The sequence below is a fragment of the Hyalangium gracile genome (assembly GCF_020103725.1).
Classification (GTDB): domain Bacteria; phylum Myxococcota; class Myxococcia; order Myxococcales; family Myxococcaceae; genus Hyalangium; species Hyalangium gracile.
The window spans coordinates 35,496-56,940 of sequence record NZ_JAHXBG010000012.1 but is presented as its reverse complement, the minus strand read 5'-3'; the positions used below and the strand labels follow the sequence as shown (position 1 = coordinate 56,940).

General features: G+C 69.2%; 6 protein-coding genes. All 6 read right to left on the bottom strand.

The window, feature by feature from the left end; translation table 11 throughout:
• Positions 1-259 precede the first annotated feature (259 nt).
• On the bottom strand, positions 260-15,664 hold the full coding sequence (locus KY572_RS24330) for an Ig-like domain-containing protein (protein WP_407659994.1): 15,405 nt from the start codon (positions 15,662-15,664) through the stop codon (positions 260-262).
• A 216-nt stretch (positions 15,665-15,880) separates the two neighbouring features.
• The gene (gene ftsA, locus KY572_RS24325) at positions 15,881-17,113 is read right to left on the bottom strand and encodes a cell division protein FtsA (protein WP_224245340.1); all 1,233 of its coding nucleotides are present in this window, start codon (positions 17,111-17,113) and stop codon (positions 15,881-15,883) included.
• Between the two features lie 44 nt (positions 17,114-17,157).
• Positions 17,158-18,012 carry a cell division protein FtsQ/DivIB gene (locus tag KY572_RS24320; protein ID WP_224245339.1) on the bottom strand — a complete coding sequence of 285 codons (855 nt, stop codon included), beginning with the start codon at positions 18,010-18,012 and terminating at the stop codon, positions 17,158-17,160.
• Positions 18,013-18,141: 129 nt separating this feature from the next.
• Positions 18,142-19,035, bottom strand: a complete 894-nt coding sequence (locus tag KY572_RS24315) for a D-alanine--D-alanine ligase (protein ID WP_407659993.1) — start codon at positions 19,033-19,035, stop codon at positions 18,142-18,144.
• 47 nt (positions 19,036-19,082) lie between these two features.
• Entirely contained in the window at positions 19,083-20,015 is a 933-nt protein-coding gene (gene murB, locus KY572_RS24310) for a UDP-N-acetylmuramate dehydrogenase (RefSeq protein WP_224245337.1), read from the bottom strand.
• Between the two features lie 2 nt (positions 20,016-20,017).
• Entirely contained in the window at positions 20,018-21,445 is a 1,428-nt protein-coding gene (gene murC / locus KY572_RS24305) for a UDP-N-acetylmuramate--L-alanine ligase (RefSeq protein ID WP_224245336.1), read from the bottom strand.

The following is a 21,445-nucleotide window of genomic DNA, read 5'->3' as shown; positions in this document are numbered from 1 at the left end:
TTCCGCTACCTGCCTGTAGCAGGCCTCGGTTCCCCCAAGTCCTGACAGGCACTTACGCGGCGGCCTGAACATCCATTCCGTGTCGCGGGATGTGGCCTTGTCGGACCTTGACTCGCGATCCGGATTTTGTCCCGCGCTCACGCGGCACCGCATGACCGCCCTGGCGGTCGCGCTCCGGAGATCCACCCCGAGGCGCGGACCGCAGGACGGTCACGAGCGGCAGTGTCGATCAGGGGTCTGACATGCCGCCCGGTGAGGCTCAGGGCTGGACGACCTCCACCTCCTGGGCCCTCATCTTGACGACGTTGAACTCCACGCGGCGGTTCTTCTCGCGGCCCTTGGCGGTCTTGTTGGGGGCAATCGGCCTGGCCTCGCCGTAACCCACCGCCTCCAGCCGGGCTGCATCGACACCCTCGAGGGCGAGGCGATCGCGCACGGCCTCGGCGCGGGTGCGGGAGAGGACCAGGTTGGCCCCGTCGTCACCCTTGTCGTCCGTGTGGCCCTCGATGCGGAGCTTCTCGATCTGCGTGTTGGCCTTGAGCACCTGCGCCACCTGCTTCAGCAGCGGGAAGGACTTGGGGAGGATGGTGGCCTTGCTGTTGGCGAAGAAGATCGTCTCGGTGATGACGATCTTCTCGCCCTGGACGAGCACCTTCACCTTGCCCTTGTCCGGGCAGCCGTCCTCGTCCTTCACGCCGTTGATCGTCTCCGGCTCGTTGGCGCACTTGTCGTCCGCGTCCGCCACGCCGTCCCGGTCGTTGTCCGGGTCCGGGCAGCCGTCCTCGTCCTGGAAGCCGTCCTTGTCCTCGGCCTCCTGTGGGCAGCGGTCCTTGTCGTCCGTGAGGAGGTCTCCGTCGGTGTCCACGGGCGGCGGCGGCGGCGCCTGGTCCGGGCAGCCGTCCTCGTCCTCGAAGGCGTTCTTCGTCTCCGGCTCGTTGGGGCACTTGTCGCTGGCGTCCGCCAGGGTGTCGTTGTCGTTGTCCGGGTCCGGGCAGCCGTCGTCGTCCTGGAAGCTGTCCTTGTCCTCGGCGGCGATCGGGCAGCGGTCCTGCACGTCCGGCAGGCCGTCCCCGTCCGTGTCCACCAGCTGCTCGGGCACGGGCTTGGAGGGCTTGATCGGCGCGGGGGTGGCCACGGGCGTCGGCCGAGACTCGGTGCCGCGGTCGGACGGCGCGTAGGCGATGCCCGCGAACACGCGGAAGCCCGGCGTGCCGTAGCCCTGCCCGATGCCCGGGCCACCGCCCAGGTGCGCCGAGAAGGCCTCCGAGACGCGGTACTTCAGCGTGGCCAGGAACTCCATCGGCTTCTCCTCGGAGCCCGACTCGCCGAGCCCCATCGCGCCCATCAGCGTGCCGCCCGCGGACAGCTCGCTGCCGGCCACGCTGAAGGGCACCTCCGCGCCGATGCCGTAGGCCAGCTCGTTGGAGACGACCAGGTTGCGCAGCTGTTGCTTGGAGCGGAGGTTGAGGCCCACGTTGGCCAGCACGCGAACTCCCCCGCTGCTGCTCCACTCACCGAGCACCCTCGGGCGGACGGAGAACCCGCCCCCGAGGAAGCCCGTGGACCCGCCGGTGGGCAGGTGGATGGGCAGCGCGGCGCCCACGCTCAGACCGCCCGAGGAGTACAGGCTCGCCTTGGGAATCACGCGCAGGTCTCCGAGGCCGGTCTTCCCCACGCCTTCCTCGAAGGCCGGCGCCACCTCTGGCGACGACTGGGAGGTCTGCGAGGTGATGGGCAGCGCCAGGCCCAGCTCGAACCGGTCGAACAGGGCGATGGCACCCATCAGGTCCACGGTGAGCTGGCTCTCCACCAGCTTGTAGACGGCCTTGTTGTCCTGGCGGGGGTCGAGAAAGGTGAGCGGGTCCTTCGCGTAGTTGACCGACACGCCCAGGTTCCACTCGAAGTTCCGGGCTACCCTCGGACTGTGGAGGCCCAGCACGTCGTAGGCACCAGGGGCCGGCTTGTACTGCTGCACGTCGATCTTCTCGGACGTGGGGCTGGTGACGATGTCGGACTGGGCCTTCGCCGGAGCCGCCACGAGGACGGCCAGCACGCCCCACACGCCGGCTCGAGAAGCCGGGTGCGAGCCCACCGCCGCATGGCGCCGCCGCAGCAGCGGCAGGCCGAGCAGCAGCAGCAGCGGCATCAGGCTGGTGGTGCCCGTGGAGGCGCAGCCACTGCCGCCGACGAGGAAGTCGTCGGTGTCGTCCAGCGGGTTGGTACCGCCGGCGACCTCGGCGCCGTCCTCCACGCCGCCGTTGTCGGTGTCGCGATCGTTCGGGTCGGTGCCGAGCTCGGCCTCCTGCTCATCGGTCAGGCCATCGCCGTCGGTGTCGACATCCGGGGCCTTGGTCACGGTGACCGTCACCGTGGCCGTGTCGTTACCACCCCTGCCGTCGGAGATGGTGTACGTGAACGTCGCGGTGCCCGCGAAGTCCGTGGCCGGCGTGAAGCTCACCACGCCGCCCGTGAGCGTCACCGTGCCGCCCGTCGCGGGCTGGGTCACCGCCACGACCGTCAGCGTCTCGCCCACGTCCGGAGCGGACGTGTCATTGGCCAGCACGTTGAGCACCGTGGCCCCGCTGTTCTCCACGACCGTGAAGGCATCATCCACCGCGTCCGGCGGGTTGTTCGGGTTCTCGCCCACGTTCACGGTCACGGTGGCCGTGTCGCTGCCACCGTTGCCGTCGGAGAGGGTGTACGTGAACGTCGCGGTGCCGATGAAGTCCGTGGCCGGCGTGAAGCTCACCACGCCGCCGGTGAGCGTCACCGTGCCGCCCGTGGCCGGCTGCGTCACCGCCGTCACCGTCAGCGTCTCGCCCGTGTCCGGCGTGAACGTGTCGTTGACGAGCACGTCGAGCACGTTGGCCCCGCTGTTGGCGAGCACCGTGAAGGTGTCGTCGTTGGCCGTCGGGTCGTCGTTCACCGGCGTCACCGTCACCGTCACCGTCGCCGTGTCCGTGCCACCACGGCCGTCGGAGGCCGTGTACTGGAACGTCGTGGTGCCGTTGAAGTTCGGCGCCGGCGTGAACCGCACCACGCCACCGGTGAGCGTCACCGTGCCGTTGGTCGGCTGCGTCACGTTCACCACCGACAGCGTCTCGCCCGTGTCCGGCTCGGTGCTGTCGTTGGCCAGCACGTCCAGCACCGTGGCCCCGCTGTCCTCGGCCACTGTGAAGGTGTCGGCCACCGCATCCGGCGGGTTGTTCGGCGTGTCGCTGACGATCACGGTCACCGTGGCCGTGTCGCTGCCACCGTTGCCGTCCGAGATGGTGTAGTCGAACGTCACGGTGCCGGTGAAGCCCGCCGCCGGCGTGAAGCTGACGTTCGTGCTCGTATGGGTCACCGTGCCACTGGCCGGCTGGGTGGTGGAGGTGATCATCAGCGTCTCGCCCGTGTCCGGCGCGATCGTGTCGTTGAGCAGTACGTCGAGCACATTCGCCGAGCTGTCGGTGAGGACCGTGAAGGTGTCATCGTTGGCCGTCGGGTCGTCGTTCACCGGCGTCACCGTCACCGTCACCGTCGCCGTGTCGTTACCGCCACGGCCGTCGGAGATGATGTAGTCGAACGTCACGGTGCCGAAGAAGTTGAGCGCCGGGGTGAAGCTCACCACGCCCGCCGCGTCGAGCGTCACCGTGCCCCCCGTGGCCGGCTGGGTCACGTTCACCACCGTCAGCGTCTCGCCCGTGTCCGGAGCGAACGTGTCGTTGGCCAGCACGTCCAGCACCGTGGCCCCGCTGTCCTCGGCCACCGTGAAGGTATCGGCCACCGCATCCGGCGGGTTGTTCTGCGTGTCGTTCACGATCACGGTCACCGTGGCCGTGTCGCTGCCGCCGTTACCATCGGAGATGGTGTACGTGAACGTCGTGGTGCCGAAGAAGCTGGGCGCCGGCGTGAAGCTCACCACGCCGCCGGCGAGCGCCACCGTGCCATTGGCCGGCTGGGTCACCGCCGTCACCGTCAGCGTCTCGTTCGTGTCCGGCGTGAACGTGTCGTTGGCCAGCACGTCCAGCACCGTCGCCCCGCTGTCCCTGAGCACCGTGTACGTGTCGTTCACCGCGTTGGGCTGATCGTTCACCGGCGCCACCGTCACGGTCACCGTGGCCGTGTCGTCGCCGCCGTTGCCGTCGGAGATCGTGTACTGGAACGTCACGGTGCCGTTGAAGTCGGCCGTGGGCGTGAACCGCACCACGCCCGCGTTGAGCGTCACCGAGCCGCCCGTGGCCGGCTGGGTCACCGAGATCACCGTCAGCGTCTCGCCCGTGTCCGGCGCGAACGTGTCGTTGGCCAGCACGGCCAGGATGTTGCCGCTGCTGTCCTCATCCACCGTGAAGGTGTCGTCCACCGCGTTCGGCGGGTTGTTCGCCGTGTTGCTCACGTTCACGGTCACCGTGGCCGTGTCCGTGCCGCCGTTGCCGTCGGAGAGGGTGTACGTGAACGTCGTGGTGCCCGTGTAGCCCGCGGCCGGCGTGAAGCTCACCACGCCGCCGGTGAGCGTCACCGTGCCGCCCGTGGCCGGCTGCGTCACCGCCGTCACCGTCAGCGTCTCGCCCGTGTCCGGCGCGAACGTGTCGTTGAGCAGCACGTTGAGCACCTGGGCTCCGCCGTCCGCGAGCACCGTGTACGTGTCGTTCACCGCGTCCGGAGGATCGTTCACCGGCGTCACCGTCACGGTCACCGTCGCCGTGTCGTTGCCACCGCGACCGTCGGACACCGTGTACTGGAACGTCGTGGTGCCGTTGAAGTTGGCCGCCGGCGAGAACCGCACCACGCCGCCGGTGAGCGTCACCAGGCCGTTGAGCGGCTGGGTCACCGCCGTCACCGTGAGCGTCTCGCCCGTGTCCGGCGCCGTCGTGTCGTTGGCCAGCACGGTGAGCGTCGTCGGCCCGCTGTCCTCGTCCACCGTGAAGGTGTCGTCCACCGCGTTCGGCGGGTTGTTCGGCTCGCCGACCGTGATCGTCACCGTGGCGGTGTCCGTGCCGCCGTTGCCGTCGGAGATGGTGTACGTGAACACCGTCGTACCCAGGAAGTCCGTCGCGGGCGTGAAGCTCACCACCCCACCCGAGAGCGTCACCGTGCCGCCGATGGCCGGCTGGGTCACCGCAATGACCGTCAGCGTCTCACCCGTGTCCGGCGCCGTGGTGTCGTTGGCCAGCACGTTGAGCACCTGGGCCGGGCTGTTCTTCGCCACCGCGAAGCTGTCGTCGTTGGCCGTCGGCGGAGGATTGGCCCCGGCGATCGTCACCGTCACCGTGGCCGTGTCCGTGCCACCGTTGCCGTCGGAGACGGTGTACGTGAACGTCGTGGTACCCGTGAAGCCCGCGGCCGGCGTGAAGCTCACCACGCCGCCCGTGAGCGTCACCGTGCCGTTGGCCGGCTGAGTCACCGCCGTCACCGTCAGCGTCTCACCCGTGTCCGGCGCAATCGTGTCGTTGGACAGCACGTCGAGCGCCCGGGCCGGGCTGTTCACCGCCACCACGAAGCTGTCGTCCACCGCGTCCGGAGGATCATTGACCGGCGTGACGTTGACGGTGACGCGGCCGGCATTCGTGCCACCGCGACCGTCGGACACCGTGTACTGGAACGTCGTGGTGCCGTTGAAGTTCGGCGCCGGCGTGAAGCTCACCACGCCCGCGTTGAGCGTCACCGCGCCGTTGGCGGGCTGCGTGACGGACACCACCGTGAGCGTCTCGCCCGTGTCCGGCGTCGTCGTGTCGTTGGCCAGCACGTTGAGCACCGTGGCGCTGCTGTCCTCGTCCACCGTGAAGGTGTCGTCCACCGCATCCGGCGGGTTGTTGGTCCCGGAGACCGTCACGGTGACCGTGCCAGTCGCCGTGCCGCCATTGCCGTCGGACACCGTGTACTGGAAGGACGTGGTGCCGCTGAAGTCCGGCATCGGCGTGAAGCGCACCACCCCGCCGATGAGCGTCACCGAGCCATTGATCGGCTGCGTCACCGCCGTGAGGGTGAGCGTCTCGGGCGCGTCCGGCAGGTACGTGTCGTTGATGAGCACGTCCAGTTCCGTGGCCGAGCTGTTCACCGCGACCAGGAAGCTGTCGTCCACGACCGTCGGCGGGTCGTTCACCGGCGTCACCGTCATGTGCACCGTCGCCGTGTCCGTGCCGCCGTTGCCGTCGGAGATGGTGTACGTGAACGTCGTGGTGCCGAAGAAGTTGGGCGTCGGAGAGAAGCGGACCAGGCCGTTGGTGAGCGTCACCGTGCCGTTGGCCGGCTGGGTCACCGCGGTGATGGTCAGCGTCTCGCCCGTGTCCGGCGACGTGGTGTCGTTGACCTGCACGCCCACCAGCGTGAGCGGGTAGTCCTCGGGCATCGAGGTGAAGTCGTCCACCGCGTTGGGCGGGTCGTTCACCGGCGTCACCACCACCGTCACCGTGGCCGTGCTCGTCCCGCCATTGCCATCCGACACCGTGTACTGGAACGTCGCGGTGCCGTTGAAGTTGGCCGCCGGCGTGAAGCGCACCACGCCCGCGCTGAGCGTCACCGAGCCGCCCGTCGGCTGGGTCACCGCCGTCACCGTCAGCGTCTCGCCCGTGTCCGGCGCGCTCGAGTCATTGGCCAGCACGTCGAACACCGTGCCGCCGCTGTCCTCGGCCACCGTGAAGCTGTCGTCGCCGGCCGTCGGGTTGTCGTTCACCGGCGTCACCGTCACCGTGACGGCCGCCGTGGCCGTGCCACCGTTGCCGTCCGACACCGTGTACCGGAACGTCGTCGTGCCGTTGAAGTTCGGCGCAGGCGTGAAGCGCACCTCGGAGGCCGTGAAGGTCACCGAGCCGCCCGTCGTCTGCGTCACCGCCGTCACCGTCAGCGTCTCGCCCACGTCCGGCGCGAACGAGTCGTTGGCCAGCACGTCGAACGACGTGGCGGCGCTGTCCTCGGCCACCGTGAAGGCGTCGTCCACCGCCGTCGGAGGCCTGTTGCTGCCCGTGACGGTGACGGTGACCGTGCCCGTGGCCGTGCCGCCATTGCCGTCGGACACCGTGTAGGTGAACGTCGTGGTCCCGGAGAAGCCGGCGGCCGGAGCGAAGCGCACCACCCCGCCGGTGAGCGTCACCGTGCCATTGGCCGGCTGCGTGACGGCCGTCACCGTGAGCGTCTCACCCACGTCCGGCGCGCTGGAGTCGTTGAACAGCACGTCCAGCGCAGTGGCCGGGCTGTCCACCGCCACCGTGAAGCTGTCGGCGTTGGCCGTCGGGTTGTCGTTCACCGGCGTCACCGTCACCGTGACGGTGGCCGTGGCCGTGCCGCCGCTGCCGTCCGACACCGTGTACCGGAACGTCGTCGTGCCGAAGAAGTCGGGCGCGGGCGTGAAGCTCACCACCCCACCGGTGAGCGTCGCCGTGCCATTGGCCGGCTGGGTGACGGACACCACCGTCAGCGTCTCGCCCACATCCGGCGCGAACGAGTCGTTGGCCAGCACGTCCACCACGGTGGCGCTGCTGTCCTCGGCCACCGTGATGGCGTCGTTGACGGCCGTGGGCGCATCGTTCGCCGGCGTCACCGTCACCGTGACGGTCGCCGTCGCCGTGCCGCCATTGCCGTCCGACACCGTGTACTGGAACGTCGTGGTGCCGCTGAAGTTGGCCGCGGGCGTGAAGCGCACCACCCCGCTGGTGAGCGTCACCGTGCCGTTGGTCGGCTGCGTGACGGCCGTCACCGTGAGCGTCTCGCCCGTGTCCGGCGCCGCCCTGTCATTGGTCAGCACGTCGAGCACCGTGGCGACGCTGTCCTCGGCCACCGTGAAGCTGTCATCCGTGGCCGTCGGGTTGTCGTTCACCGGCGTCACCACCACCGTCACCGTCGCCGTGTCGGAGCCGCCGTTCCCATCCGAGACCGTGTAGGAGAAGCTCACGGTGCCGTTGAAGTTGGCCGCGGGCCTGAAGGTGACGCTGGCCGGAGACACCGTCACCGTGCCGCTGGCCGGCTGCGTGACGGCCGTCACCGTGAGCGTCTCGCCCGTGTCCGGCGCCGTGCTGTCGTTGGCCAGCACATCCAGCACCGTGTCGCCGCTGTCCTCGGCCACCGTGTAGCTGTCGTCGTTGGCCGTCGGCGGGCGGTTCGCGCTGCCGACGTTGACCGTCACCGTCGCGGACGCCGAGCCGCCGTTGCCGTCGGAGATCGTGTACGTGAACGTCACGATGCCCTCGAAGCCGGCCGTCGGCGTGAAGCTGACGCTGGAGCCCGTGAAGCTCACCGTGCCGCCGCTGGCCGGCTGCGTCACCGAGGTGATGACGAGCGTCTCGCCCACGTCCGGCACGGCCGAGTCGTTGACCAGCACGTCCAGCGCCTGGGCCGGGCTGTCCTTGGCCACCAGGAAGCTGTCGTTGTTGGCCGTCGGGTTGTCGTTCACCGGCGTCACCGTCATCACCACCGTCGCCGTGTCGGTGCCGCCATTGCCGTCGGACACCGTGTAGGTGAACGACGTGGTGCCGAAGAAGTTGGGCGCCGGCGTGAAGCGCACCACCCCGCCGGTGAGCGTCACCGTGCCCTCGAGCGCCTGCGTCACCGACGTCACCGTGAGCGTCTCACTGTCGTCCGGCGCCGAGCTGTCGTTGAAGAGCACGTCCAGCTCCGAGGCACCGCTGTCCTCGGCGACGATGAAGCCGTCGTCGTTCGCCGTGGGCGCATCGTTCGCGGGCGTCACCGTCACCGTCACCGTCGCCGAGTCGGAGCCCCCGTTGCCGTCGAGGAGCCGGTACGTGAACGACGTGGTGCCGTTGAAGTTCGGCGCCGGCGTGAAGCTGATGTTGGACGCGGTGAAGGTCACCGCGCCGGCCGCGGGCTGCGTCACCGAGGTGATCGTCAGCGTCTCGCCCGTGTCCGGAGCGAACGAGTCGTTGGCCAGCACGTCGAACACCGTGGCGCCGCTGTCCTCTGCCACCGTGAAGCTGTCGTCCACGGCCGTGGGCGCATCGTTCGCCGGCGTCACCGTCACCGTGACGGTCGCCGTGTCCGTGCCGCCGTTGCCATCCGACACCGTGTACTGGAACGTCACGGTGCCGTTGAAGTCCGCCACGGGCGTGAAGCTCACGCCGGAGGCCGTGAAGCTCACCGTGCCGCTGGCCGGCTGCGTCACGGCGGTGATGGTCAACGTCTCACCCGTGTCGGGCGCCGTGGTGTCGTTGGCCAGCACGTCCAGCGCGTTGTCCTGGCTGTCCTCGGCCACCGTGAAGCTGTCGTCCGCGGCCGTCGGCGGATCGTTCACCGCCGTCACCGTCACCACCACCGTCGCCGTGTCGAAGCCACCATTGCCGTCCGACACCTCGTAGGTGAACGTCACGGTGCCGTTGAAGCCCGCGGGCGGCGTGTAGCGCACCACTCCACCGGTGAGCGTCACCGTGCCGCTGGCCGGCTGCGTGACGGAGGCCACCGTGAGCGTCTCGCCCGTGTCCGGCGTCGTCGTGTCGTTGGCCAGCACGTCCAGCGGGGTGTCCGAGCTGTTCTCCTGCACCACGAAGGTGTCGTTCACCGCGTCCGGCGGGTCGTTCACCGGCGTCACCGTCACCGTGACGGTGGCCGTCGCCGTGCCGCCGTTGCCGTCGTCCACCGTGTACTGGAACGACGTGGTGCCACTGAAGTTGGGCGCCGGCGTGAAGCTCACGCTCGTGGGCGTGCTCGTCACCGTGCCGTTGGCCGGCTGGGTGGTGGAGGCGATCGTCAGCGTCTCGGACAGCTCGGGCGCCGTCGAGTCGTTGGCCAGCACGTTGAACACCGTGGCGGCGCTGTCCTCGCCCACCGTGAAGGCGTCATTGCCGGCCGTGGGCGGATCGTTGACCGGCGTCACCGTCACCGTCACCTGCGCCGTGTCCGTCGCGCCGTTGCCGTCGTCCACCGTGTACGAGAACGTCACGGTGCCGTTGAAGTTGAGCGCGGGCGTGAAGGTGAGCTCGGTGGCCGTGAAGGTCACCGTGCCGCTGGCCGGCTGGGTGACGGAGACGATCGTCAGCGTCTCGCTGGTGTCCGGCAGCGTCGTGTCGTTGGCCAGCACGCTCATCGGCGTGGGGCCGCTGTCCTCGGCCACCGTGAAGGCGTCGTCGTTGGCCGTCGGCGGATCGTTCGAGTTGCTGACGTTCACCGTGACGGTGGCCGTCGCCGTGCCGCCGTTGCCATCGGAGATCGTGTACTGGAACGTCGCGAGCCCCACGAAGCCAGGCGTGGGGGTGAAGGTCACTCCCGCCGCCGAGAAGGACGTCGTGCCGCCCGTGGTCGGCTGGGTGACACCCGTCACCGTGAGCGTCTCGCCCGTGTCCGGCACGGCCGTGTCGTTGGCCAGCACGGCCAGCGGGGAGGGGCCGCTGTTCTCGGCCACCGTGAAGGTGTCGGCGTTGGCCGTCGGGTTGTCGTTCACCGGCGTCACCGTCACCGTGACGGTCGCCGTGTCGGAGCCACCATTGCCGTCCGACACCGTGTACTGGAACGTCGTGGTGCCGTTGAAGTTCGCCGCCGGCGTGAAGCTCACGTTCGTCGGCGTGTTCGTCACCGTGCCGTTGGCCGGCTGGGTGACGGAGGTGATGGTCAGCGTCTCGCCGGTGTCCGGCGCCGTGCTGTCATTGGCCAGCACGTTCACGACCGTGGCGCTGCTGTCCTCGGCCACCGTGACGGCGTCGTTGACCGCGTCGGGCGGATCGTTGACCGGGGAGACCGTGACCGTGACGGTCGCCGTGTCGGTGCCGCCATTCCCATCCGAGATCCGGTACGAGAACGTCGTGGTGCCGGTGAAGTTGGCGTCGGGCGTGAAGCTCACGCTCGTGGGGGTGTTGGTCACCGTCCCGCCCGTCGGCTGGGTCACGATGGCGGAGATGGTCAGCGTCTCCGCCGCATCCGGCGCGAACGAGTCGTTGGCCAGCACGTTGAGCGACGTGGCGCCGCTGTCCTCCGCCACCGTGAAGGTGTCATCGTTGGCCGAGGGCGCGTCGTTGACCGGCGTCACCGTCACCGTGACGGTCGCCGTGTCGGAGCCGCCGTTGCCGTCGGACACCGTGTACTGGAACGTCGTGGTGCCGAAGAAGTTGGCCGCCGGCGTGAAGCGCACCTGGGTGGAGGTGAACGTCGTCGAGCCGTTGAGCGGCTGGGTGGTGGAGGTGATGGCCAGCGTCTCGCCGGTGTCCGGCGCCGTGGTGTCGTTGGTCAGCACGTCCAGCGCCGTGGGGCCGCTGTCCTCGGCCACCGTGGCCGTGTCGTCCACCGCGTCGGGCGGATCGTTCGCCGGCGTCACCGTCACCGTGACGGTCGCCGTGTCCGTGCCGCTGTTGCCATCCGAGATCGTGTACGTGAACGTCGTGGTGCCGCTGAAGTTGGAGGGCGGCGTGTAGCGCACCACGCCCGCGGTGAGCGTCACCGTGCCGTTGGCCGGCTGGGTCACCGCCGTCACCGTGAGCGTCTCGCCCACGTCCCCGTTGATGGAGTCGTTGGCCAGCACGTCCAGCGTCGTGGCGCCGCTGTCCTCGGCCACCGTGAAGGCATCGTCCAGCGCGTCGGGAGGATCGTTCGTCGGCGTCACCGTCACCGTCACCGTGGCCGTCGCCGTGCCGCCGTTGCCGTCGGACACCGTGTACTGGAACGTCGTCGTCCCGTTGAAGTTGGGGGCCGGCGTGAAGCGCACCACGCCCGCGGTGAGCGTCACCGTGCCGTTGGCCGGCTGGGTCACCGCCGTCACCGTGAGCGTCTCGCCCGTGTCCGGCGTGCTCGAGTCGTTGCTCAGCACGGTCACCACCGTGGCGCCGCTGTCCTCGGCCACGGTGAGCGCGTCGTTGACGGCCGTCGGCGGGTCGTTCACCGGGTCGACCGTGACGGTGACCGTGGCGGTGGCCGTGCCGCCGTTGCCATCCGACACCGTGTACTGGAACGTCGTGGTGCCGTTGAAGTTGGGGGCCGGCGTGAAGGTGACGTTGGAGGCCGCGAACGTCACCGTGCCGTTGGCCGGCTGGGTGACGGAGGTGATGGTCAGCGTCTCACCGGTGTCCGGCGCCGTGCTGTCGTTGGCCAGCACGTTGAGCGGCGTGGCGCCGCTGTCCTCGGCCACCGCGAAGCTGTCGTTGTTGGCCGTCGGCGGATCGTTCACCGGCGTCACCGTCACCGCCACCGTCGCCGTGTCCGTGCCGCTGTTGCCGTCGGACACCGTGTAGGTGAACGTCACGGTGCCGTTGAAGCCCGCGGGCGGCGTGTAGCGCACCACCCCGCCGGTGAGCGTCACCGTGCCGCTGGCCGGCTGCGTGACGGAGGCCACCGTGAGCGTCTCGCCCGTGTCCGGCGCCGTGGTGTCGTTGAGCAGCACGTCCAGCGGGTTGTTCGAGCTGCTCTCGGCCACCGAGAAGGTGTCGTTCACCGCGTCCGGCGGGTCGTTCACCGGCGTCACCGTCACCGTCACCGTCGCCGTGTCGGTGCCGCCGTTGCCGTCCGACACCGTGTACTGGAACGTCGCCGTCCCGTTGAAGTTGGCCGTCGGGGTGAAGCGCACGTTGGAGGTGTTGAAGGTCACCGTGCCGCCCGTGGCCGGCTGGGTCGCCGCGGTGACGGTCAGCGTCTCGCCCGTGTCCGGGGCGATCGAGTCGTTGGCCAGCACGTCGAACGTCGTGACCGAGCTGTCCTCGGCCACCGTGAAGGTGTCGTCCACAGCGTTGGGCGGCGCGTTCACCTGCTCCACCACCACCGTCACCGTGCCCGTCGCCGTGCCGCCGTTGCCGTCCGACACCGTGTACTGGAACGTCACGGTCCCCGTGAAGTTGGTCGTCGGGGTGAAGCTCACCACGCCCGCGTTGAGAGTCACCGTACCGCCCGTGGCCGGCTGGGTCACGGTCGCGACGGTGAGCGTCTCGCCCGTGTCCGGCGCGAACGTGTCGTTGGCCAGCACGTTCAGCACCGTCGCCCCGCTGTTCCGGGGCACGGTGAAGCTGTCGTTCACCGCGACCGGCGGATCGTTCACCGGCGTCACCGTCACCGTCACCGTGGCCGTCGCCGTGCCGCCGCTGCCGTCCGACACCGTGTACGTGAACGTCGTGGTGCCGTGGAAGTTGTTCGCGGGCCTGAACCTGGCGATGTTCGTGTCGAAGGTGACCTGGCCATTGGCGGGCTGGGTCACGCCAATGAGGCTCAGCGTCTCGCCCGTGTCCGGCGCCGTGTTGTCATTGGCCAGCACGTTCAGATCGGTGAACCCGCTGTCCTCGTTCACCGTGAAGCTGTCTGCGGTGGCCACCGGCGGGTTGTTGCCCACCACCACCGTGACGGTGGCCGTGTCGGTGCCGCCGTTGCCGTCGGAGATCGTGTACTGGAACGTCGTCGTCCCACGGAAGTTCGCCGTGGGAGTGAAGCTGACGTTGGTGGGCGTACGCGTCACCGTGCCGTTGGCCGGCTGCGTGGTGGCGGTGATCGTCAGCGTCTCCGGACCGTCCGGCGCGCTCGTGTCGTTGGCCAGCACGTCCAGCACCGTGCCGCTGGTGTTGGCACCCACCATGAAGCTGTCCTCGACGGCATCCGGCGGGTCGTTCGTCCCGGTCACCGTCACCGTCACCGTGCCCGTCGCCGTGCCGCCATTGCCGTCCGAGAGCGTGTACGTGAACGTCGCCGTGCCGAAGAAGTTGCCCGTCGGCGTAAAGCTCACGCTCGTGGCCGTGAAGGTCACCGAGCCGCCCGCCGTCGGCTGCGTCACGCCGGTGATGGTCAGCGTCTCGCCCGTCTCCGGCCCGGAGTTGTCGTTGGCCAGCACGTTGAGCGGCGTGGCCGCGCTGTCCTCGGCCACCGTGAAGCTGTCCGGGTTGGCCACCGGCGGGTCGTTCACCGGCGCCACGTTCACCGTCACCGTGGCCGTGGCCGTCGCCGTGCCATCCGAGATCGTATAGGTGAACGTCGTGCTCCCGCTGAACTCCGCGGCGGGCGTGAACAGCACGGTGGCGCCGGTGATGGTCGCCGTGCCGTTGGTCGGCTGGGTCACCCCCGTGAGGGTCAGCGCCTCCGGGCCGTCCGGCGCGCTCGAGTCGTTGGCCAGCACATCCAGCGGCGTGGGGGTGTCCTCCTGCACCACGAAGGTGTCGGCGTTGGCCGTCGGAGGATCATTCGAGCCCGTCACCGTCACCGTCACCGTGCCCGTCGCCGTGCCGCCTCGACCGTCCGAGATCGTGTAGGTGAACGTCGTGGTGCCGAAGAAGTTGGGCGTCGGCGTGAACTGGACGATGCCGTTCGAGTGCGTCACCGTGCCCCCCGCCGGCTGCGTCAGCGCGGTGATGGTCAGCGTCTCATTGGCGTCCGGCGCCGTGCTGTCGTTGGCCAGCACGAACATGTTCGTGGCGCCGCTGTCCTCGGCCACGGTGTAGCTGTCGTTGGCGGCCGTGGGCGGGTTGTTCGGCTGTCCGACGACGCACGTCACCGTGGCCGTGTCGAAGAGCCCGTGCCCATCCGAGATCGTGTACGTGAACGTCGTGGTGCCTCGGAAGCCGGCGGTCGGAGTGAAGCTCACCCCGGTCGGGGTGAAGGTCACCGAGCCATTGGCCGGCTGGGTGACGGCGGTAATCGTCAGGGTCTCGGGCGGATCCGGCAGGTACGTGTCGTTGGCCAGCACGTCCAGCGCGTAGGCCACGGCATCACCCGGCACCGCGTAGTTGTCGTCCACCGCGTCCGGCGGGTCATTGACCTCGGGCGAGACGCTGATGGGGACGATGCGGGAGACCGCCTTGATCCCCTGGAGGCCGCTGTTGCCCAGGTCGTTGACCAACAGGATGATGCCCGTCTCTCCGTAGTAGTTGGGCGCCGGGGTGAAGCGCAGCCCGTTCAGGGCGGCGTTCATGTTGGCGAGCGTGCCTTCGAACTGCATGGACGAGTCGAACGAGCCGTCACCCTTGATGAAGGTCAGCCCCGTGGTCTGGCTGAGCGACAGCGAGCCGCGGACCGCGCCGCCCGTGATGTCCAGGGTCAGGTTGAGCTTGCGGTTGAAGACGTCCGGGTCCGCCAGGGCGATGCGGTTGCCGTTGGCCGCCGAGAAGATGATGTCGGTGTCCTCGGGGGCCGTCTGCGGCGGCACCGGGATGGGCGCGGTGATCGACGGCGCGTCGTTGATGCCGATGACCGTCTCCTCCGCATCCGAGTTGTTGCCCGGCGTGGGGTCCGCCGTCGTCGAGGAGATGGTGGCGCTCGCCTGCAGCAGGATGTCATCCTGGTTGGGCGCCTGCATGGTGAACTTGATGGTCGCCGGCTGGTTCACCGCCCACGGCGTGAAGAGCCGGCACGTCCACACATTGGCGTTCGGGCTACAGGCGAAGCCCGCCGGATCGAACGACTGGAAGAAGGCCTGGGTGGGCAGGGTGATCGCCACCGCGACGTCGGCCGCCGCGTTGGGCCCCAGGTTCACCACGTCGATCGAGTAGGTGACCGAGGACAGCTCCGCGATCGGATCGGCCGAGTCCGCGAGGAACAGCTGCAGGTTCGCGCTGTCGGCCATCATCCACGACACGTGCGCGTCGGGCTCCACCATCCAGTCAGCCTTGCTCGGCTGCTCGCGCGGAGCGACCAGCTGCTGCGGAACGGTGGATGGCTCGGGAGAAGTCTCGGGAGCGTTCAGCGACTCCGGGCCGCAGCCGACTCCCATCACTCCCATCAGGAGCAGGGGCATCAGCAAGCGAGCGTTCACGGAGCACAAAGAGGACGAAGAGGAACCCATCATGGTGGATGTTCCGGACCGGGACGGGGCCACTCCGGGGAGCGGCCTCATGCTGCGGTCGTGTCGGATCTGGGTAACGACGTGATCAGTTGGACTACTGCGGCCTACCCGAAGCGTTGCGTTAACGATTGTACCCGAGGAATGTTGATCAAAAAAAAGAGGGATCCCATTCGGGATCCCTCTTCTTGCTTTCCGGGTTTCGGGCGCGCAGTCAGGCTAGAAAATTTCCTCCAGCCACTCGCGCATCCGGCCTTTCACTTTCTTGTACACGTTCTCTTCGCGAATCCGGAACATTCGCCGGTCGAGGTGGCGAGCGCCGTAGACGACCAAGCCCACGCCGGTGGCGTACATGGGGCTCTTCACCACGTCCACCAGGCCACCGATACCGCGAGGCATACCGCGCCGCACGGGCAGTCCGAGCACCTCCTCGGCCAGCTCGGGCATGCCCGCCAGCAGCGTGGAGCCGCCGGTGATGACGACGCCCGAGGCGAGCAGGTCCTCGTAGCCGCACTTCTGGATCTCCCGGTGGACGAGCTGGAAGATCTCCTCCACGCGCGGCTCGAGGATCTCGCAGAGGATCTGCCGGCCGAGCACGCGCGGCTGGCGGCCGCCCACGCTGGGCACCTCGATGGTCTCGTCCTTGTTCACCATGGAGGCGAGCGCGCAGCCGAACTTCTGCTTGATGCGCTCGGCCTCGTGCGCCGGGGTGCGCAGGCCGATGGCGATGTCGCTGGTGAGGTTGTTGCCGCCCAGGGCGATGACGGCGGTGTGGACGATGGCGCCGCCGGAGAAGATGGCGATGTCCGTGGTGCCGCCGCCGATGTCCACCAGGCACACGCCCAGCTCCTTCTCGTCGTCGCTGAGCACGGCCTCGGCGGAGGCCAGCGGCTGCAGGACGATGTCGGCGACGTTCAGCCCGGTGCGGTTGGCGCACTTGACGATGTTCTGCGCGCTGGAGACGGCGCCGGTGACGATGTGCACCTTGGCCTCCAGCCGCACGCCCGCCATGCCCAGCGGCTCCTTGATGCCGCCCTGGTCGTCGATGATGAACTCCTGCGGCAGGACGTGGATGACCTCCCGGTCCAGCGGGATGGCCACCGCCTTGGCGGCGTCGATGACGCGGGCGATGTCCGCCTCGCGCACCTCCTTGTCCTTCACCGCGACGATGCCCTGGGAGTTGAAGCCCTTGATGTGGCCTCCGGCGATGCCCGTGTAGACGTGGGAGATCTCCGCCCCCGCCATCAGCTCGGCCTCTTCCACCGCCCGGCGGATGGAGGACACGGTCGCCTCGATGTTGACCACGACGCCCTTGCGCAACCCCTTGGAGGGGTGGGTGCCGATTCCGATGATGTCGATCCCGCTGTCGGTGAGCTCACCGACGATCGCGCAGATCTTCGTCGTGCCGATGTCGAGGCCGACGATGATCTCCCCAGACTTCTGCTTCGCCATGACCACTGCCTCCCGGTGCCCCCACTCTCGTGAAAGGGCGTTCCCTACTGCGCCGAGCTCCCGTTCCTCTCGGAGACGGGGCTCGAAAGCTTCACTGCCACCCAGCCGGGCCGAGCCCGGTTGTCCAGGTGGATGACATCCGCGGCCAGCCCCTTGGCGCTCAGCTCGCGCCGCACGCGCGCCAGGCGCGTCAGCTTGGCCTCCGTGTTCCCCTCCCCCATCAGCACCTCCTGGCCGGCCACCGTCACCAGCGCCAGGGACGTGCCCTCCACCCTCACCTCGGACAGCCGCTCGTGGCGGCCGAGCTTGAGCGCCGAGTACGAGCGCGCCACCTCCAGCGCCGCCTTCAGGCGCTCGCGCACCACGGCGGGATCCTTCACGTACGCATCGCGCTCCACGCCAGTGACGAGCGGCAGGTCCAGCCCGTCTCCGGGCGTCACCCGCTTGAAGGGCTCGCCCTCCGCGTCCAGCACGTACAAGTCGCCCAGCACCACCAGCGCCTCGGGGGTGTGCTCCACCACCTGGACGGACACGGAGGCCGGGAAGTGCCGCGTCACCTCCACGCTGCGCACCCACGGGTGCTGGAGCATGGCCTTCTCCAGCAGCGGCACTTCCATGGAGAAGAGGTTCTGTCCGAGCGCCAGGCCGGACAGCTTCACCAGCTCCGGGCGCGAGGCCCGCGTGAGGCCCGAGAAGTTCACGTCCTGCAGCTGGAAGCGCGGGGAGCTCAGCGCCCAGGCGCGCAGCTCGATGCCGCCCCAGATGAGCCCCGCCGTCAGCGCCGCGGCGAGCAGGCCCTTGAGCACGGGTGCCCCGTGCGTCCGCACGACGCCTTTCACCGCCTCCTTCTTCTGGGCGGTGTCGACGCGGCGACGGTTCTTGGACTTCCCAAAGGCCATGGAAAACAGGTCCGCATGCTGCGCCGGGTTGGATCGGCGCGCCAGTTTTTGGCTACAGGTACGTGGCTGTAGCGGAGGGGCTCAGGGAAACCCCTTATCTTCCTGGGGGAAAAGAGCGCCGGCGCGCTCTCAGGACTTGAGCGAGGCCGTCAGGAGGATGCGCTCGCACAGGGCGGGGAAGTCGATACCCCTTCCGGCGGCGATCTTCGGCAGCAGGCTCGTCTCCGTCATACCTGGCAGGGTGTTGATTTCCAGAACGTAGACGTCCCCGGACTCGGTGGCGATGACGTCCGAGCGCGACGCTCCGGAGCACCCCAGCGCCTTGTGGACGGCCAGGCACACCTCGTTGACGCGGGTGTACTGGGCCTCGGGCAGCGGCGCGGGGAAGAGGTACTTCGTCCCGCTGCCGGCCTTGTACTTGGCCTCCGCGTCGTAGAACTCGCGGGCGACGACGACTTCGATGACGCCCAGGGCCTCGTTGTCCAGCACGGCGCCCTGCACCTCGCGGCCCTTGATGAACTGCTCCACCAGGAGGAAGCCGGCGAACTTCGAGGCGTCGTCCACGGCGGCCAGGTAGGCCTCCTTCGTCTTGCAGACGTGGACGCCCACGCTGCTGCCCTCGCGGCTGGGCTTGACGACGACGGGGAACGGGAAGGGCAGCGAGTCCACGGCGGCGCGGGCGGTCGCGGCGTCGGTGAACACCTTATAAGGAGGCGTGGGGATGCCGTGGTGGGTGAAGACCTGCTTGGCGTAGACCTTCTCCATGCCCAGCGCCGAGGCGAGCACGCCGCTGCCGGTGTAGGGGATGAAGAGCGACTCGAGCAGCCCCTGGATGGAGCCGTCCTCGCCGTAGCGGCCGTGGAGGGCGATCCACGCCACATCCACCTTCTCCGCGGCCAGGCGCGCGGCGATGTCCTTGCCCACGTCGATCTCCACCACGTCGTAGCCGAGAGAGCGCAGCGCCTTGGACACGGCGGCTCCGGTGCGCAGCGACACGTCGCGCTCCGCGGACAGGCCACCCATCAGCACGCCCACGCGCTTGTTCTTCAGATCGGACTTGGACAGGACGCTCACGGAAGGAACTCCCCTACGCGTTTGACTTCGGGTTTGAGCTCGACGCCCGTCTCGGCCTTCACCCGCTCCTGCATCAGGGTGATGAGCCCGAGGACGTCGCGGGCGGCGGCACCGCCCAGGTTGACGATCCAGTTGGCGTGCAGCGTGGACACCTGGGCGCGGCCCAGGGTGTGGCCCTTGAGCTTCACCAGTTCGATGAGCCGCCCGGCGAAGTCGCCCGGCGGGTTGGTGAAGACGCTGCCGAAGTTCGGCTGGCTGAGCGGCTGCGTGCTCTTGCGGTAGCCCAGGTCCTTGTCCATGGCCGCCTTGGAGGCCACCAGGTCCCCCTTGGGCAGCCGGAAGCGCACCCGCGTCACCACGGCGCCCGGGGGCAGTTCCGAGTGACGGTAGGCGTGCGGAATCCGCGCCTTGGTGAGCCACCCCACCCCGTCCACGGTGGCCACTTCCACCGCCTCCACGACGCGGAAGCACTCGCCGTTCTTGGTGCCGGCGTTCATGGACACCGCGCCGCCGAGCGTGCCGGGGATGCCCGCGAGGAACTCGGCGCCCACCAGGCCGTTGGCGCGCATCAGGTTGATGAGCCGGACGATGGCTGCGCCCGCGCCCAGGGTGAGCGTCCCCTCCTCCGCGCCGGGCTCGACCACCTCCGGGAAGAGGTCTCCCGGCAGGCGCAGGGTGATGCCCTTCACGCCCCCGTCTCCCACGAGCGTGTTGGCGCCACCTCCGAGGATGGTGACCGGAGCGCCCTCCTCCCGAGCCAGCCGCAGCAGCGCCACGAGCGCCTCGGGGCTGCGCGGACGCACGAGCGCCTCCGCCGGGCCACCGACCCGGACGCTGGTGAGGGGCGCGAGCGGCTCGCCCGCCTTCACCTCACAGCCGCCCAGGAGCGACACCCGCTCCGGGAGGGAGGATGCGATGCGCGCCGTCATGCTCACCCGCCCTTGGCGGCCCCGCCCTTGCCGAGCTGCGCCAGCAGGTCCGGCCCCACCTGGGTGATGTCGCCGGCGCCGAGCGTGAGGACGATGTCGCCCTCGCGCAGACGCGGGGCGATGGCCGCCGGCAGGTCCACGCGCTTCTCCACGAACGTCACGTCGCGGTGGCCGTGCTCTCGGATGGCCTCCGCCAGCGCGTCGCCCGTGGCGCCCGGGATGGGCTCCTCGCCGGCCGCGTAGACGCTGGAGACGAAGACCACGTCCGCGTCATTGAAGGAGGTGGCGAACTCCTTCAGCAGATCGTGCGTGCGCGTGTAGCGGTGCGGCTGGAAGGCCACCACCAGGCGCCGGCCGAAGGCCCGCCGCGCACCGGCCAGAGTGGCCATGACCTCGGTGGGATGGTGCCCGTAGTCGTCCACCACGGTGATGCCGTTCACCTCGCCCTTCACCGTGAAGCGCCGCTGCACGCCGCCGAACTCGGCCAGGGCGCCGCGCACGGTGTCGAGGGGGATCTCCATCTCCTCGGCCACGGCGATGACGGCCAGGGCGTTGAGGGCGTTGTGCGCGCCCACCATGCGCACGCGGAACTCGCCCAGCGGCTCATCGCGCCGGAAGGCGCTGAAGCGCGTGGTGAAGCCCTCAAGCGTGATGCCCTCCAGGCGGTAGTCCGCCATGTGCGAGCTGCCGTAGGTGACGACGCGCTTCTCCAACCGGGGCACCAGCGCCTGCACGTTGGGGTGGTCCAGGCACAGGACGTTCAGCCCGTAGAAGGGCACCCGGTTGCAGAACTCCACGAAGGCCGACTTCAACGCCTCGAGCGTCCCGTAGTGGTCCATGTGCTCGGGGTCGATGTTCGTCACCACGGTGATGGCCGGGTGCAGCTTGAGGAAGCTGCCGTCGCTCTCGTCGGCCTCCACCACCATCAGCTCGCTCTTGCCGAGCTTGGCGTTGGAGTCGAGCACGTTCACCTTGCCGCCCACCACCGCCGTCGGATCCAGCCCCGCCGCCGAGAGCACCGTGGCCACCATGGAGGTGGTCGTCGTCTTCCCGTGGCTGCCGGCCACCGCCACCGCGTACTTCAGGCGCATCAGCTCGGCGAGCATCTCCGCGCGGGGGATGACGGGGATCTTCCGCTGACGCGCAGTGACGACTTCCGGGTTGTCCTTCTTCACCGCGGAGGAGATGACCACCACGTCCGCCTGCACCAGGTTCTGCGCCTTGTGGCCCTCGTAGATGGTGGCGCCCATGGAGGCCAGCCGCCGGGTGATGTCGCTGCCCTTCAGGTCCGAGCCCGACACCCGGTAGCCCAGGTTGAGCAGCACCTCGGCGATGCCGCTCATGCCGATGCCGCCGATGCCCACGAAGTGCACCTGCGCCGCATGGCGCGTCTTGAAGAGGCTCTGAGGCTTGCCGCCGGCCTTGGTCAT